This window comes from Alicyclobacillus sp. ALC3, assembly GCF_028751195.1.
Taxonomy (GTDB): Bacteria; Bacillota; Bacilli; order Alicyclobacillales; family Alicyclobacillaceae; genus Alicyclobacillus_L.
The window spans coordinates 1,649,585-1,663,482 of the sequence record NZ_CP066784.1; the positions used below are offsets into that span (position 1 = coordinate 1,649,585).

Below are 13,898 nucleotides of genomic sequence, written 5' to 3' on the forward strand. Positions count from 1 at the left end.
CCTCCGTACCGCAGGTAATTAGGTTCATCGATATTCGGCTAAACTGCTCCATAGCGACACAGCTCTTCCTAGGTCAAAATGAATACTCATGCAGTTTGTAGGGAGTCATTCCTGTTCGATATTCGCCAAGTTACATGAAGAAGAACTGAACTTTAATCATGCCTCAAAGTTGAGTCAAACATCGAGACTACTATTCTTCAATTGATGTTCTCCTCGATAATTTTCTCGACTATGACGCAATCAAGCCATCTGCCGTCTAACTTACCGTGCTTTTCATACGTGCCTACTTCTCTAAACCCGCAAGCAAGACACAATTCCCGGCTTGCAACGTTGAAGTCAAAAATTCTGGAGACCAATTTCCAGTACCCAAGGTCTTGGGCTTCATTGATCAAGGCGAGTAACAATTTCTTTCCGATACCCATTCCGCGAAACCTTTCGTCTACGTACACCGAAAACTCGCCAATTCCCCTGTAACATGGACGGGAGCGATACTCACCAGCATATGCGAATCCGATGACCGTACCATCATCTGTTGCCACTACCGCAGGAGCGTTCTGATTCTCTTCAAGCCATCTTTGACGGTCTTCGGCTGTTCGTCGTTCAGTTTCAAATGTTGCCGTTCGTGCCAGTATCCCCTGATTGTAAATAACAGCAATACGTTCGCCATCAGCAGGAACAGCTCGCCGGATTGATACCTCCATACTCTTCTCCCTCTCATACTCTTCATCTTAATTGCAGGTATCTTCCGTTGTCGCAAAATTAATAGATCATGCGAACAACAGGTTCACGACCCACACCACATGATTCTCCCCCTGTGTCACCATAGCAGCTGCGGCGGCATGCTCAGCACAAAATCCCATCGAACATGCGGTATCTATACAGACTCCTGTATACACGTTCCCGCTTTCCGTTAGGATTGCAGCTGCGACTGTTCCCGCTTGAGCGTGTTCGGATAGTTCACGAGGATTCAACACAGATGCGGCCTTGTCATACAACTCTTGAAAGTCCACTTTTACCAGGCTCCTAAATCCATTTATTTAAATGTATCAGGGTTATTAGTAGAACCTATATGGGACTATGCTGCCCGCTAGCGTCATAACAGTCATTCACTAACATTGTATATTTATGTATGAAACACGTCGCGTTCCTCTTCCTAATGTGCAACAGTTCCGCGACGTGAGCATTTGACAGATTAGTCAATGAAGAGGGACAGCCCATCGCCTGTCGAATGCAATTACTACTCTGACACACAGGAGGATTCAACGATGAACTTTGACCCGCAACGTCTGTACCACATCGCAGAAATCCCCGGATACACGCCTGAAATCGGGCGATTGGTATCCATGATGAACTATGCCCGGTGGACCACACTTGAAGCCGTTAAAGGTCTGACGGCTGAACAACTTGACTACCGAATGGACGAGAATGCCAACTCAATTGGTGCGCTGCTCAGCCACTTTGCAGCCGTTGAGACGTGGTATTATGTTCAATCCATTGAGAAGCGTGACATGACTCCACAGGAAGAGGAAGAATTGAAGCCAGCCATCGAGTTGGGTGAAGCAGGTAAGGCGATCGAGGGGCACGAACTCGCCTATTACCTCCACATGTTGAATCGGGTTCGCTCTCGTACGCTTACGTCGTTTGCCAACCTTACCGATGAGTGGCTGGCGGACGAAGAATCCCTTGGAGAGCACCGCAGCTGGAACAACTACTGGAAGTGGTTTCACGTCTTTGAAGACGAGGTGAACCATCGTGGTCAGATCCGCATCATCAGAAGGCGGCTCCCGCTGTAACTCAAGCGTTCCGCCGACCCGACTCACGCTGGTAGCGTTGGCGTCGGGTCGGTTGGTGTAAGCACCCCACTCATGTCCGACAAAGAGTCACCTCCAGACCGTGAATTCTGTGTCACTCTCGTGCCATCTCATCCACGTCAGAGACGGCAAAAGACGATGATCGTGAGGCAATATCGGCTCACGGGTGTTGCTCCCCGCACATGACGTCAGATCGGAGTCAGAAATAAAGGTTAGCGCCTGCCTCAGACCACATCTTCGACCGTCAGTCGGCATCCGTTGTATAGAATCTCTATAGGTGCCAGAAGCAAGCCGCTTTGCAGTTCTTTAATTCGCATGGTTAATTCTCAGAAGATGGTTCGGTAGAATCTATCACGATTTCGGGGTTGAGGATGTGGTAAACGAATGTATCACCTGAGCATTCCATAAGCGTTTTCTTGGCTTCCCTGCTGCTGTTCAACGTTCGAATGACTGATACTTCGTCGACATATTGTTTCCCCCTCAATATGTGACCGTTCGTTGGAAACCATCACCCAAGTGTTGGGGTATAATTCACGAACTTCCGACCACAACATCTTTATCACCGTCCACTATTGTTGTTCTCTCCATTGTAACATCTTAACCGAAGTTGATGACTTGATAATGGGGCTAAACTGCCCCATAATAACACAATCCAGAAAATCCCTCGTTAGATATTTATGCACACTGGGAAGGGAATCCTTCTTCGAGATCAGCCGCCGTGTGCGAACAAGGCTTCTCTAGCAACACTATAGATGGTGATTCAGTCATTACTAGTGCTACAGTGGAGATGAGCGTTGGATGCTAGGTCGGATTGGAGACATGACTATGTGGAGTGTGTTTTTCCTCAGCCATGCATCTTTCACGGGTAATTTTTCATTGGAAGGAGTTGATGCCACTATAAACTAAAGGAGATACCCAAAATGAAATATGCCCATCCTTTGTGGAGGACTTTGCGTTCGCTTAAAGGGAACCAAAGGACTGCCGTAGTTGTGGAACCTCTTTGGTCAGTCCCCAACAACTTGTTTATGCCGTTCGTATCGGTTTACATGGTCGCAATCGGGTTACATGGAGAACAAATTGGAACGATTGTAAGCGTTGGACTCGCCATGCAACTCGTTTGGGCATTATTATCCGGAGCAATCACTGATAGATACGGTAGACGCAAGACGATGTTAGTGTTCGGACTGCTAAGCTGGACTATCCCCTGTTTGCTTTGGGCAATCGCGCATGGCTACCTCGATTTTATGTTAGCCGTGGTCTTTAACAGCATGTGGAAAGTGACAGGGAACTGTTTCGCTTGCATCATTGTCGAAGACGGTGATACCGATAGTTTGGTAAATATATGGACGTTGATTAATTTTACTGGATTAGTTGCGGGGTTCGTTTCGCCCGTAGCCGGTATCTTCATCGACAAGTTCACTTTGGTTCCCACCATGCGTGCAATATACATCTTCGCCATGGTACTGATGACAATGAGATTTGTCCTGCAGTATTACATGTCATACGAGAGTTCAACAGGAAAACGGCGTATCAAAGAGTGTGCAGGACAATCAGTGCTCACTCTGACCTTTCACGGTTGGAGCGTATTCGTTTCCGAACTCCGTAAACCACGTTTGTTCTTGTGTGTGATGTTAATGGCGGTTTTGACCAGTTTTAGCACAGTGCAGAGCACGTTCTGGTCACTATTCGTCACAAACATATACGACGTGAGCAATGCTATGCTTTCTGTGTTTCCATTAGTGTCTTCTCTAACGACGCTTGTGGTTTACATGTTCGTTGTACCACGTATTAACATTCGGTCAGTCCGCCATCCGCTTTTTGTTGGACTCGGTCTTCGCGCAATAGGTATAGTCGCATTACTAGTTGGGGAACCGCTCAGACACAACTTGCTATGGATAGTGTTTCTCTCAGCCATTTGTGAGGCTTCTTCCCTTGCCATTTTGGGTCCTTTGACTGAATCAATCATGTCGGTCGTTATCCCAAGTGAGGAGCGAGCGCGTGTAAACAGTTTCGTCACTGCTTTGATTCTCCTGCTAAGTACTCCAGTTGGATGGATAGCAGGTTCCCTCTTTCAGACGAACTTTACTTTTCCCATGGTTTTAAACTTGTGCTTGATTGCCGTTTCAACAATTTTGACGTTGTTCGTAATGCGTGCAGTTAATCCCAAAGGCGCCATGAACGCCTAGAAAAATGAGCAATAGATGACGTGCCTCTGGTTGGGGCACGTCATTTATCGCTTATTGTAGTTGGCGCTTGGTATAGCATGCGCTCTGGGAAAGAGATTGAGCTACACCTCGGTACCACTTCAGTCCGTGGCACCATACAAAGAGATGAGTCGTGGTCATGGTACATTGTTGTGCAAGGAGTCCATGTTCAACAGGCACAGCAAAGAGGAATGAGAAATAGCCTCATCCCCCTGTCTTCATAACAATTCATTTCGACTTCAGTCTAAGCCTTAGTTGATGCTCCACAGAAAACACCATGGAGATGATGAGGCCAAGCCAAATCACCAGGGCTCCGATAAACGGTAAATGAGCCACGCGAGAAACGATTGCGGCCAAGACGAGAAAAACCAGCAGTGTCCAGGCAAGTCTCCCGTCATCGACCAACAGTCCCCACAAGGTACTGACTATTTTCATGTTCTCACCCCCGAACAGTTTCAGATGGAGCGGCTTGCTTAGTCTGCAACTGAGCTCTAGAACGTGTGATTAAAATCCAAGAGAGGGCAAGGAGAGAGCCGGCAATGTACAAAATCGATAAATCCTTTTGTGCCCAGTGAACATGTAGCCCTTCCCCGACCCAAAACGCACCGAAACTGGTTAACATGATTCCAACAACAAATTTCATCGTATTTTCCGGGACCTTTGTTAGTGGTGCTCGTAGTAACATGCCTACTATGAGCAAAACCACGATAGAGACGACTGCACCAATGATGGAATATGTCATGTTGCTTGTGCTTAACCCAATCGTGATCACGATGAAAATCGCTTCCATTCCTTCAAGGAAAGTTCCACTAAATGTCGTGACAAAGGCGAAGCGATCAATTCCCGAAGAACGTCGTCCTGCCTTCTTCTGCCTTTCAACTTCATCTTGATAGCTCTCGGCTTCGTTATGAAGCGACTTCAACCCAGAGTACCTCAGGATAGCCTTGCGTAACCAACGAATGCCGAACAGCAACATAAACAGCCCGACAATGAGAGCCACCCATGGAGTTTGAATAATCTGCACGAGTGGCGTTCCGATGATTACCACCAGTGCCGCCAGTACAACAATCGCGGCGACAGCACCCCCAACAGCACTCCTCCATCCCCGAATTGTTCCAACCGCTAAAATGATGGTCAGCGCTTCGACAAATTCGACTCCTGTCCCCAGAAAACTAGCCAGCGCTGCATACAGGTTTAATGCAACCATCAAGACCACCTCTTTTCGTTAGAAGCTATAGGTCAAATTTAATTGTCAGTACGTATCAATGGCCATTGATCAAGACGGCATTTAAGAGTGGCTACAGCAGACTCAGCGGGCGTCCGTTCATGGCAGTTAAAATAGTCCCGTGCCACTATCTTCCGAAGTGACTTCTCTAGTTGTGCAAATGTGGCTTCGAAGTCCGAAACTGCTGGATCGAACGTGAACGCCTCACACAGTTGGACAATCCCCTTATACTCCTCGGCACGTTCCGTGTTGAACTGTTCCACAAGCCATGTGGTTTGATCCGGAGAGGCTATCGTTACATCAAGCCAGGTCGTCTGCCCCCCATTTTCCTCGACGAGCCCTTTCAATTGGTTAAGTTTCCTCACTGTCAAGGAAGTCGCGGGAACGATGCATACAGAACTCTGAATAGACAGTGCCCCAATTCGCTTGAGGATGCGCCACGCACGTACTCTAAGGGTAGACGTATCGGACGCAATTTTGTACGAAAATACAACCCATAGCATATTCTCACTCAATTTCACGCATCGCCTCCTAGCCGGGCACGGGTCATTAGATTCCTAGACGAGGTTATCACGCCAGCCCATAAAAACGCAACAGTTGTTTCATTTTTGCTGGGATTGATGAACCAAGGCTATTGGGAATTTACGTGCATTGGTGCTCCCCAATTGAATCAATGATACAATTGATATCGATTTTCGATATCATAAACCGATATGAGGTGATTCACAATCGAAGACCGTGTGCTGCGTAAATTATTTCTTGGGTTTATACAAATTCACATCTTGCATCACGCCGAAACTGAACCCATTTATGGGATGTGGATGTTGGAGGAACTTAAACATCACGGTTATAACCTGAGCGCAGGTACGCTATACCCCGTGTTGCACACCATGGAAAAAGAAGAGCTGTTGATAAGGGAAGACCGGCTCGTGGACGGTAAAATCCGAAAATACTACACGATAACGCCACTTGGAGCAGAAGTCCTGGATGAGGCAAGGAAAAAGGCGTACGAACTTTTTAGGGAAATCTCAGATTAGGAACTGAATGGAGGAAATCCGGTGTCCTTTGAGACTATCAGTCTTATTCTCATTGTACTAGCATTCGCTTGGAGTATCGGAGCGCATTATACCGGTGCTTGCATGGGAATGCCCTATGGTTCAGGTTCAATTAGGCTTGTGCCAGCACTTGTTCTAATGGCTGTTTTGGCGTTACTCGGTGCTGTGTTTGCTAGTCATCGCGTGGAATCAACCGTAGGATTGCACATTGTTGATGCCAGTAAAGTCACTGTGGTCGCGGCACTTGTAATTGTAGTGGCAGCGTTTCTTCTTACGACTGTATATACTGCGCGAAAGATACCTACTTCGACCATTCAAATTCTCGTATTTTGTGTGGTAGGAACTGCGTTAGGCGCCGGCATTCCGGTTCACTGGTTGACCATATTGCAACTTGCTGTCATCTGGGTTATTGCGCCACCATTGGCTTTGGTATTGGGGTATTTATTCACCCAGGGACTAGATCGCATTGTTGGGTTTAATCCGACGAGCCGTCAATCAGGCGTACTTCGGACATTAAGCGTGGTTCTCGTTAGTGTTGGTGCCGCCGCTTCTTTCACCATGGGTGCTAACGATGTTTCAAATGCTACAGGTGTATTCGTTATGACCCACTTATTCAATGTTTGGATTGCTGGACTTATCGGTGGGTGTGGTCTACTCATTGGTGTACTTACCTGGGGTAAACCTTTATTGAAAAAGGTAGCGTTTGATATCGTGCATGTGGACCTATCGATGGCAAGCGCCGCCCAACTGGTTCAAGCAGTAGTGGTACTCTTGGCAGTCGCATTCGGTTTCTTTACGTCTATGAACCAGGCGCTTGTTGGCGCAATGATGGGAGCAGGTATCGCGCGAGGCACCGGAACAATCGAGTTCAAAGCCATATCGAATATCGTCAAGGGATGGATTATCGCCCCTATTTCAGGAATTGCGGTCGCCTTCCTGCTCACCAAACTTGTGGGAATTTGGCTCACACTTTAAGACGGCTGTGGCTGTGCCAGACTGTACTCACGATCAAACAGACCTTCTTTATCGAATCGATGACCACTCCCCATGCCTAAAGGCGGCCTAAAGGCAGTTAAAGCAAGGGGTTTTACGCCGCATTTGATAAGTGAAGAGAAAATCCTTCACAGTCATTCCATCTCTATCCTTGTCCATTTGTGACATAAGCGGCGTGTGGAGGATTGCATGAACACGCAGTGACGCCTCCTGTTCCAGCCCCTGCGCGCCCCGATAACGCCACGCCTCAGTACGTATTGTACTTTCCAGATGGAAATTGGCGCAAAAGCATTGCGCGGCGGTTAGTGCGTTTGGTTCGCAAATGGCTTTCGCCTGCTTCCAATTCATGACCTTAAATGCAAAGCTGGGGTAGTACTCATCAAACAACTTCCAAACGCGGTTGAATACTGCCTGTTTTTCAGCTACAGTTGGCTTCCCGACTGGCTTCAAGTCCAGTACATTTATCGATGATGACGATGTCGTCCCTTACTTGATTTGGGGTGTTTGCGTTGAACAACCTGTAATGGCAAAACCACTTGAAATAATCAGAACCGCTCCCAGTGTGGTGATGTATCGATTATGCAATCACTTCACTCATTTTCAAACAAATCCATGTTAAATATATCAATAAAAGGAGATTGCGTAAACATTGAACGCCCTTCCGAAGGGTATAAAATCCACAAATTTACTTGTGATGCTTTCAATAAGATCCCGATTGTGTCGCCACCTCTCTTGGCTGTTCAACTTAGTCAATCTGCTATCTACGCTTTCTTTACTCGTTTATATCTTTCGGTTTGTCCCACGATAGCAAGTAACGGTAATAGAAGCGACGTCTGATCACTGCCTCTGGCATCACCTCATGCCTACTTGACGTATCTCGCGTAGTGATTCCTTCGGATTGACAATCCGAACGTCTGGATCTTTCATGCCCCCATGAATTCGGTCGATGACACGGATGGGGAAAGAAAGGAGACCGACTGCGACAACATCCATAATGGATTTCTCAGCTGCTAGACCAACTATGAGGAGACGCCACCAGGTGCGAGCACTTGGCGCATTTTGGCGGTGCGCTTCTAAGTTCCATATGATGTAACGTCGCTACACAAGTCACCAAAGAAAAAGGCTCCTCCGGGGACGGGACGGGCATAGTGAGAAAGTCACCGACTACAAGTGACACATTTGATACTGGAGAAATCCGCTGTCTTGCGTACACAATAGCTTCCGGGTCTGGGTCAATTCCCACAACTTGCTCTGCAAACGGCGCGAGACGCGACAATCCCGAAAAACCAAGCTAGAAATGTACCAAGTACCATGTCCAAACACCCCTCCAGAATTCATCAACTAATCTGTCTATAATACTGCGGGTTAGCTACATGACATCATCAAATGACAAGCGCATGTTTACTCAGACTATTTCCGCTATCTATGTCTGTTTTACCCTCGTCCGAGCGAGGACACGCCACGACGTCCTCCCTTGATTATATAATATTATCCAGTTCACCTGATGCCTACCCATCAACCATTCATCGCCATGCCTATGTGCCTGGCCAATTATACCAATTTGCATCCTCTATTGTCCTTGGAGCAGTAAGGATCGATAGCCTTTGGGGGAATTATGTCTGTATTTCAACGCGCCACAGCAAGAGCCCAGGCACCTTGCCGCCTGGGCTCTAATAACAAGACATATCGTGGCGTGGTATCAGGATTTTCTTACAAGAGACGTCACGCACTCCACATGGCTCGTCTGCGGGAACATGTCCACCGGTTGCGCTTCGGTGACCGCGTAGCCGCCGTCGACGAGAATGCGCAGGTCGCGCGCGAGTGTCGCGTGGTTGCAAGAGACGTAGACAATGCGCTCTGGTTTCGCGTCGATGAGGGCGTCGAGCACAACGCGATCACAGCCCTTGCGCGGCGGGTCGACGACGGCCACGTCGAGGGTGAGTCCTTCCTTGAGGAGGTTTGGCAGCACGCTCTCCACCTGCCCGACTTCGAAGCGGGCGTTTGCAACGGCGTTGTGCTCCGCGTTGCGACGCGCATCTGCCACCGCTTCCGGCACACTTTCAATGCCGATGACTTGACGGCTGCGACGAGCGAGGGGCAAGCTGATTGATCCCGTTCCGCAGTACGCGTCAAGCACCGTATCCCCGGGGTCGACGTCCGCGTATTTGAGCGCGGTTGCAATCAGGCGTTCCGCCTGTGCAGTGTTGACCTGGAAGAACGATCGCGGCGAGATGAGGTACTCCAAGTCGACGAGGCGTTCCGTGAGTACGGCCGATCCCGCCAGAATGTCGACGGACCGCCCCCAGACCGGCCCGTTTGGTTGCGACTGGACCGTGCGAGCGACGCTGACCACGTTTGGCAGTGACAGTAGCTTCTGTGCCACGGCCTGCAGGTCGATGTCCGCGTCTCGCACCGCGACGACCAGCATGATGTGCCCTGTCGTGTACGACCGGCGGGCAATCAGGTGGTGCACGGCCGACGCGCGGGCGCCGAGCGTGTCCGTCAGCATGTCCACGGCCGACGCGACGGCCTGCTCCATATCAGACGGCTCAAGGTCACACGTCGCGCTGTGTACGATGCGGTGGCTGCCGGACGCAAAAAAACCCGTCACCAACCGACCTTGGGCCTGACCCGTACCCGTCACGTACTCCAGTGGCACCTGCACCTGATTGCGGTAGCGCCACGGCTCATCCATGCCGAGCGTCGGGTGCACGCGGACATCCTGCAGCTTGGCAATCCGAACGAGCGCCTGTTCGACCACGCGCCGCTTGTGCTCGAGCTGCGCTGCGTATGTAAAGTGCTGCAATTGGCAGCCACCGCATTCCCCGAATACGGCACAGGCTGGTGTCAGTCGCGACTCGGCGTCGGTCAGGCGCTCAATGACTGCAGCACGCAGGAACCTCCGCTCGTTCGCCGTGACTTGCACACGCGCTTCCTCTCCCGGCAGCAGGTCGGGGACAAACACCGTGATGGCGTCGATGCGTCCGACACCATCGCCGTCGTCGTTCAGGCGGTCGGCTGTGACCGTGTGGACGGAGCCGATGGCTGGGGGACTCGCACCGTCACTCGCACCGTCACTCGCGGCGTTGCGGTCGGGACCGGCAGAGGTGACGCGTTGCTGAGACACTGGGCGATCACGGTGACGGGAATCCCCGGTCCGTTGCCGAGCGGACGTTTGCGCCCGTCCATGCTGTTTCGACTGTGGTCCTCTCGCCACCGCGATTCCTCCTAACGGCCATCCGATTCAACCGGACCGCCACCTACTTGAGCTTCTGCAGTTGCTCGATGAGCAGCTTGTTCACGACGCCTGGGTTGGCCTTGCCTTTCGTCACCTTCATCACCTGGCCGACCAAGGCCCCAATTGCCTTCTCTTTGCCGCCGAGGTAGTCTTGCACCGACTTCTCGTTGCCGCCGATGACCTGGTCGATGATGCCGATTAAAGCCGACTCGTCGCTAATTTGCTCCATTCCGAGCTCGGCGATGAGTGTCGGCGCGTCCTTCTTCGTCTCGCACATCGCCTTGAAGACGTCGCGGCCTTGCTTGAGCGAAATTTTGTCACTGGCGACGATGCGGATGAGTTCCGCTAACGCGTCTGGACCCACTGGCGACGCCGAGATGCCAAGACCGGCATTGTTCAGGTACGCCGAGACGTCGCCCATCAGCCAGTTGCTGGTCGTCTTCGGGTCCGGTCCCATTGCAACCACGGCCTCGAAGTAGCGGGCCATGGCCGGGTCGGCGGTCAACACGCCCGCGTCGTACGCTGGCAGGCCAAACTCCGCCACGTAGCGGGCGCGCTTTGCCAGCGGCAGTTCCGGGATGGAGTCCCGCACCCGGTTAAACCACGCGTCGTCAATTTTCACGCGGACAAGGTCCGGATCAGGAAAATAGCGGTAGTCGTGTGCCTCTTCCTTCGAACGCATCGAGAACGTCGACTGCGTCGCCTCATCGAAGCGGCGCGTCTCCTGCGCCACCTTTTGGCCGGACTCGAGCACTTCGGTCTGGCGCTCCACCTCGTACTCGAGCGCTTTCTGCACGAAGCGAAACGAGTTCATGTTCTTCACTTCGGCTTTGTCACCAAACGCTGCCTGACCGACCGGGCGCAGCGAGATGTTGGCGTCGCAGCGAAGCGAGCCTTCCTCCATGCGGCAGTCGGAGATGTCGCAGTACTGCATGATGGACTTGATGGCTTCGAGGTACAGCCGTGCCTCGAGTGGCGAGCGGATGTCCGGCTCCGACACGACTTCGATCAGCGGTACGCCGGTGCGGTTGTAGTCGACGAGGCTGTGCGTGCCATCGGGCGCGTGCATCAGCTTGCCAGCGTCTTCTTCGAGGTGGACGCGGACGATGCCGATGCGCCGCTTCTCCCCTTCGACTTCAATCTCGACGTAGCCGTGTTCGCCAATCGGCTGGTCGAACTGCGAGATCTGATACCCTTTCGGCAAATCCGGGTAGAAGTAGTTTTTGCGGTCGAACTTGCAGTCCTGGCCTATCTCGCAGTTCAGCGCGAGCGCTGCTTTGAGCGCGAGTTCGACGGCGCTCTTGTTCAGCACCGGCAGCGTGCCAGGGTGGCCCAGGCAGATGGGGCAGACGTTGGTGTTCGGCGGTGCGCCGAAGGTGGTCTTGCAGCCGCAAAAGATTTTGCTCTCGGTCTGCAACTCGACGTGCACCTCGAGGCCAATTACCGTTTCGTAGTTCATCGTCCCACCCCCACTTGCGGTGCTGGCAGTATATCGCCGCGGACTTGTTCGTACGCGTGCGCGACGCGCAGCAACGTCTTCTCGTCAAATGCGCGCCCGAGCAGTTGCAAGCCGACCGGCAGGCCATCGACTGTGCCACAGGGAACGCTGATGCCGGGAATGCCTGCGAGGTTCGCCGGAATGGTGTAGACGTCGTTCAGGTACATGGCGAGCGGGTCCTCCATCTTTTCGCCGAGCCGGAAGGCCGGAGTCGGGGCGGTCGGTGTTGCGATCACGTCGCAGTTTGCGAACGCCGCCTCAAAGTCGCGCAGGATGAGTGTGCGCATCTGCTGCGCGCGCTTGTAGTAGGCGTCGTAGTAGCCGGAGGAGAGTGCGTAGGTGCCAATCATGATGCGCCGCTTCACTTCCATGCCGAAGCCTTCACTGCGCGAGCGCTCGTACATCTGCAGCAAGGTTGCGCCTGCCGCGCGGTGACCGTAGCGAACCCCGTCGAAACGGGACAGGTTCGAGGACGCTTCAGCGGGCGCGATCAAATAGTATGCTGCTATGGCGTAGTGGCTGTTCGGAAGTGACACCTCGACGACTTCGGCGCCGGCGCCCTGCAACGCCGCGACCGCTGCGTCGACAGCGGAGCGGACACCAGGGTGCAGCCCTTCCGTGTCGATGTCGCGCACGACGCCAATGCGAAGACCTTTGACGCCCTTGTCGAGATCGGCGGTAAAGTCTTCTGTCGATTTCGGTGCACTGGTGGAATCGAGCGGGTCGTGTCCGCTGATGAGGCCAAGCACGTACGCTGCGTCTTCGACAGAGCGCGCAAGGGGGCCAATCTGGTCGAGTGACGACGCGAACGCGATGAGACCAAAGCGCGACACGCGGCCGTACGTCGGTTTCAGCCCCACGACGCCGCAGAACGACGCGGGTTGGCGGATGGAACCGCCGGTGTCGGAACCGAGTGCAAACGGCACAAGACCTGCGGCGACAGCAGCAGCAGACCCACCACTCGAGCCACCTGGGACGCGGTCGAGCGCATACGGGTTCCGGGTCAACTGATAAGCGGAGTTCTCAGTCGAAGAGCCCATCGCGAACTCGTCCATGTTCGTCTTGCCGATAAGCACGCCGCCAGTTGCTGCGAGCTTGTCCGCAACAGTGGCGTTGTACGGCGGTATGTAGGTTTCGAGAATACGGCTGCCAGCCGTGGTGCGAAGGCCGTTCGTGACCATGTTGTCTTTGAGCGCGTACGGCACGCCGAACAGCGGCGCACTTGTGTCAGCAGCTTCATCTAACGCCTTGGCGGCAGTTGTGGCGCCTTCCTCATCCACACTCAGGAACGAGCCGACCTCGGGGTCGACCTTCTGAATCGCCGCGAGCGACGACGCCGTGACCTCGGACGGCTTTACGTCACGCTGTCGCAGCGCGCGCACTAGCTCCTGCACCGATCGATGAGTTTCATTTGTCATCGCTTAGCCCTCCAATACAGCAGGCACACGAACCTGCTCGCCGTCGTCGTCTGGCGCGTTGGCCAGCGCGATGTCGCGCGGAAGGCTCGGGCGGGACTCGTCCTCGCGCAGGGCGTTGTAGAGTGATAGTGGGTGGCTCGTCGGCAGAACATCGGTCAGGTCGACCGTCTGTAACAGCTCCGCGTAGCCGATAATATCCGTCAACTGTGCGGCGAGGTGCTCTGCCTCGTCGTCGCTCACAGCGAGCCGCGCCAGTGCGGCAACGCGCCGCACAGCGTCTTGTGTGATCTCCAAAACATACCCTCCTCTATGGCGCGTGTCCGGTCGGACAACGTGTTGCTTTCCATGATACGGTGGGGCAACGGGATCTATCAAGGGAGGCAAGCACAAAGAAAGTCGGAAGTCAAAATGGGGAGAGTCGCAACACAGCACTGCCTGTTGGCAGAACTTGCGTGC

15 protein-coding genes are annotated in these 13,898 nt (G+C 52.7%); 4 read left to right on the forward strand and 11 right to left on the reverse strand.

Annotation, left to right across the window (positions count from 1 at the left end):
• Positions 1 to 197 precede the first annotated feature (197 nt).
• On the reverse strand, positions 198 to 701 hold the full coding sequence (locus JC200_RS07785; RefSeq protein WP_274435701.1) for an arsinothricin resistance N-acetyltransferase ArsN1 family A: 504 nt from the start codon (positions 699 to 701) through the stop codon (positions 198 to 200).
• Between the two features lie 66 nt (positions 702 to 767).
• Positions 768 to 1,010, reverse strand: a complete 243-nt coding sequence (locus JC200_RS07790; protein WP_274435702.1) for a cytidine deaminase — start codon at positions 1,008 to 1,010, stop codon at positions 768 to 770.
• A 255-nt stretch (positions 1,011 to 1,265) separates the two neighbouring features.
• Between JC200_RS07790 and JC200_RS07795 the strand changes: the two genes are divergently transcribed.
• Complete coding sequence (locus JC200_RS07795) at positions 1,266 to 1,793, forward strand: DinB family protein (RefSeq protein WP_443111878.1); 528 nt, start codon at positions 1,266 to 1,268, stop codon at positions 1,791 to 1,793.
• A gap of 938 nt (positions 1,794 to 2,731) precedes the next feature.
• On the forward strand, positions 2,732 to 3,997 hold the full coding sequence (locus JC200_RS07800; RefSeq protein WP_274435703.1) for an MFS transporter: 1,266 nt from the start codon (positions 2,732 to 2,734) through the stop codon (positions 3,995 to 3,997).
• A gap of 246 nt (positions 3,998 to 4,243) precedes the next feature.
• Here JC200_RS07800 and JC200_RS07805 read toward each other — a convergent pair whose 3' ends face one another.
• The 3 genes from JC200_RS07805 to JC200_RS07815 are packed head-to-tail and all read right to left on the reverse strand — an operon-like array spanning position 4,244 to position 5,761.
• Positions 4,244 to 4,450: a hypothetical protein gene (locus JC200_RS07805; RefSeq protein WP_274435704.1), complete on the reverse strand. Its 207-nt coding sequence runs from the start codon at positions 4,448 to 4,450 to the stop codon at positions 4,244 to 4,246.
• Between the two features lie 4 nt (positions 4,451 to 4,454).
• Complete coding sequence (locus JC200_RS07810) at positions 4,455 to 5,222, reverse strand: COG4280 domain-containing protein (protein ID WP_274435706.1); 768 nt, start codon at positions 5,220 to 5,222, stop codon at positions 4,455 to 4,457.
• A gap of 38 nt (positions 5,223 to 5,260) precedes the next feature.
• Complete coding sequence (locus JC200_RS07815) at positions 5,261 to 5,761, reverse strand: Chromate resistance protein ChrB (RefSeq protein ID WP_274435707.1); 501 nt, start codon at positions 5,759 to 5,761, stop codon at positions 5,261 to 5,263.
• A 207-nt stretch (positions 5,762 to 5,968) separates the two neighbouring features.
• On the opposite strand from JC200_RS07815, the gene JC200_RS07820 reads away from it, so the two are divergent.
• Complete coding sequence (locus tag JC200_RS07820) at positions 5,969 to 6,277, forward strand: PadR family transcriptional regulator (RefSeq protein WP_274436495.1); 309 nt, start codon at positions 5,969 to 5,971, stop codon at positions 6,275 to 6,277.
• Between the two features lie 21 nt (positions 6,278 to 6,298).
• Positions 6,299 to 7,270, forward strand: a complete 972-nt coding sequence (locus tag JC200_RS07825) for an inorganic phosphate transporter (protein ID WP_274435709.1) — start codon at positions 6,299 to 6,301, stop codon at positions 7,268 to 7,270.
• An 87-nt stretch (positions 7,271 to 7,357) separates the two neighbouring features.
• Here the strand turns inward: JC200_RS07825 and JC200_RS07830 are convergent, their stop codons facing one another.
• From JC200_RS07830 to gatC, 6 genes are all read right to left on the reverse strand, one after another.
• Complete coding sequence (locus tag JC200_RS07830; RefSeq protein ID WP_274435711.1) at positions 7,358 to 7,738, reverse strand: hypothetical protein; 381 nt, start codon at positions 7,736 to 7,738, stop codon at positions 7,358 to 7,360.
• 553 nt (positions 7,739 to 8,291) lie between these two features.
• A complete protein-coding gene (locus tag JC200_RS24405; protein ID WP_443111879.1) occupies positions 8,292 to 8,564 on the reverse strand; it encodes a class I SAM-dependent methyltransferase in 273 nt (90 codons plus the stop codon).
• Positions 8,565 to 8,987: 423 nt separating this feature from the next.
• Positions 8,988 to 10,505: a 23S rRNA (uracil(1939)-C(5))-methyltransferase RlmD gene (gene rlmD / locus JC200_RS07835; protein ID WP_274435713.1), complete on the reverse strand. Its 1,518-nt coding sequence runs from the start codon at positions 10,503 to 10,505 to the stop codon at positions 8,988 to 8,990.
• A gap of 43 nt (positions 10,506 to 10,548) precedes the next feature.
• Positions 10,549 to 11,985, reverse strand: a complete 1,437-nt coding sequence (gatB, locus tag JC200_RS07840) for an Asp-tRNA(Asn)/Glu-tRNA(Gln) amidotransferase subunit GatB (RefSeq protein WP_274435714.1) — start codon at positions 11,983 to 11,985, stop codon at positions 10,549 to 10,551.
• Positions 11,982 to 13,442, reverse strand: coding sequence for an Asp-tRNA(Asn)/Glu-tRNA(Gln) amidotransferase subunit GatA (gatA, locus tag JC200_RS07845; RefSeq protein WP_274435715.1), 1,461 nt, complete (start codon positions 13,440 to 13,442; stop codon positions 11,982 to 11,984). Before gatA ends, gatB begins: the two co-directional genes overlap by 4 nt.
• 3 nt (positions 13,443 to 13,445) lie before the next feature.
• Positions 13,446 to 13,736 (reverse strand): Asp-tRNA(Asn)/Glu-tRNA(Gln) amidotransferase subunit GatC, encoded by a 291-nt coding sequence (gene gatC / locus JC200_RS07850; protein ID WP_274435716.1) that lies wholly within the window; start codon positions 13,734 to 13,736, stop codon positions 13,446 to 13,448.
• Positions 13,737 to 13,898 lie beyond the last annotated feature (162 nt).

Excerpts from the sequence above, each read along its gene's own strand:
- JC200_RS07785 (WP_274435701.1), bottom strand. The coding sequence starts at position 701 with ATGGAGGTATCAATCCGGCGAGCTGTTCCTGCTGATGGCGAACGTATT.
- JC200_RS07795 (WP_443111878.1), top strand. The coding sequence starts at position 1,266 with ATGAACTTTGACCCGCAACGTCTGTACCACATCGCAGAAATCCCCGGA.
- JC200_RS07800 (WP_274435703.1), top strand. The coding sequence starts at position 2,732 with ATGAAATATGCCCATCCTTTGTGGAGGACTTTGCGTTCGCTTAAAGGG.
- JC200_RS07805 (WP_274435704.1), bottom strand. The coding sequence starts at position 4,450 with ATGAAAATAGTCAGTACCTTGTGGGGACTGTTGGTCGATGACGGGAGA.
- JC200_RS07810 (WP_274435706.1), bottom strand. The coding sequence starts at position 5,222 with ATGGTTGCATTAAACCTGTATGCAGCGCTGGCTAGTTTTCTGGGGACA.
- gatB (WP_274435714.1), bottom strand. The coding sequence starts at position 11,985 with ATGAACTACGAAACGGTAATTGGCCTCGAGGTGCACGTCGAGTTGCAG.
- gatA (WP_274435715.1), bottom strand. The coding sequence starts at position 13,442 with ATGACAAATGAAACTCATCGATCGGTGCAGGAGCTAGTGCGCGCGCTG.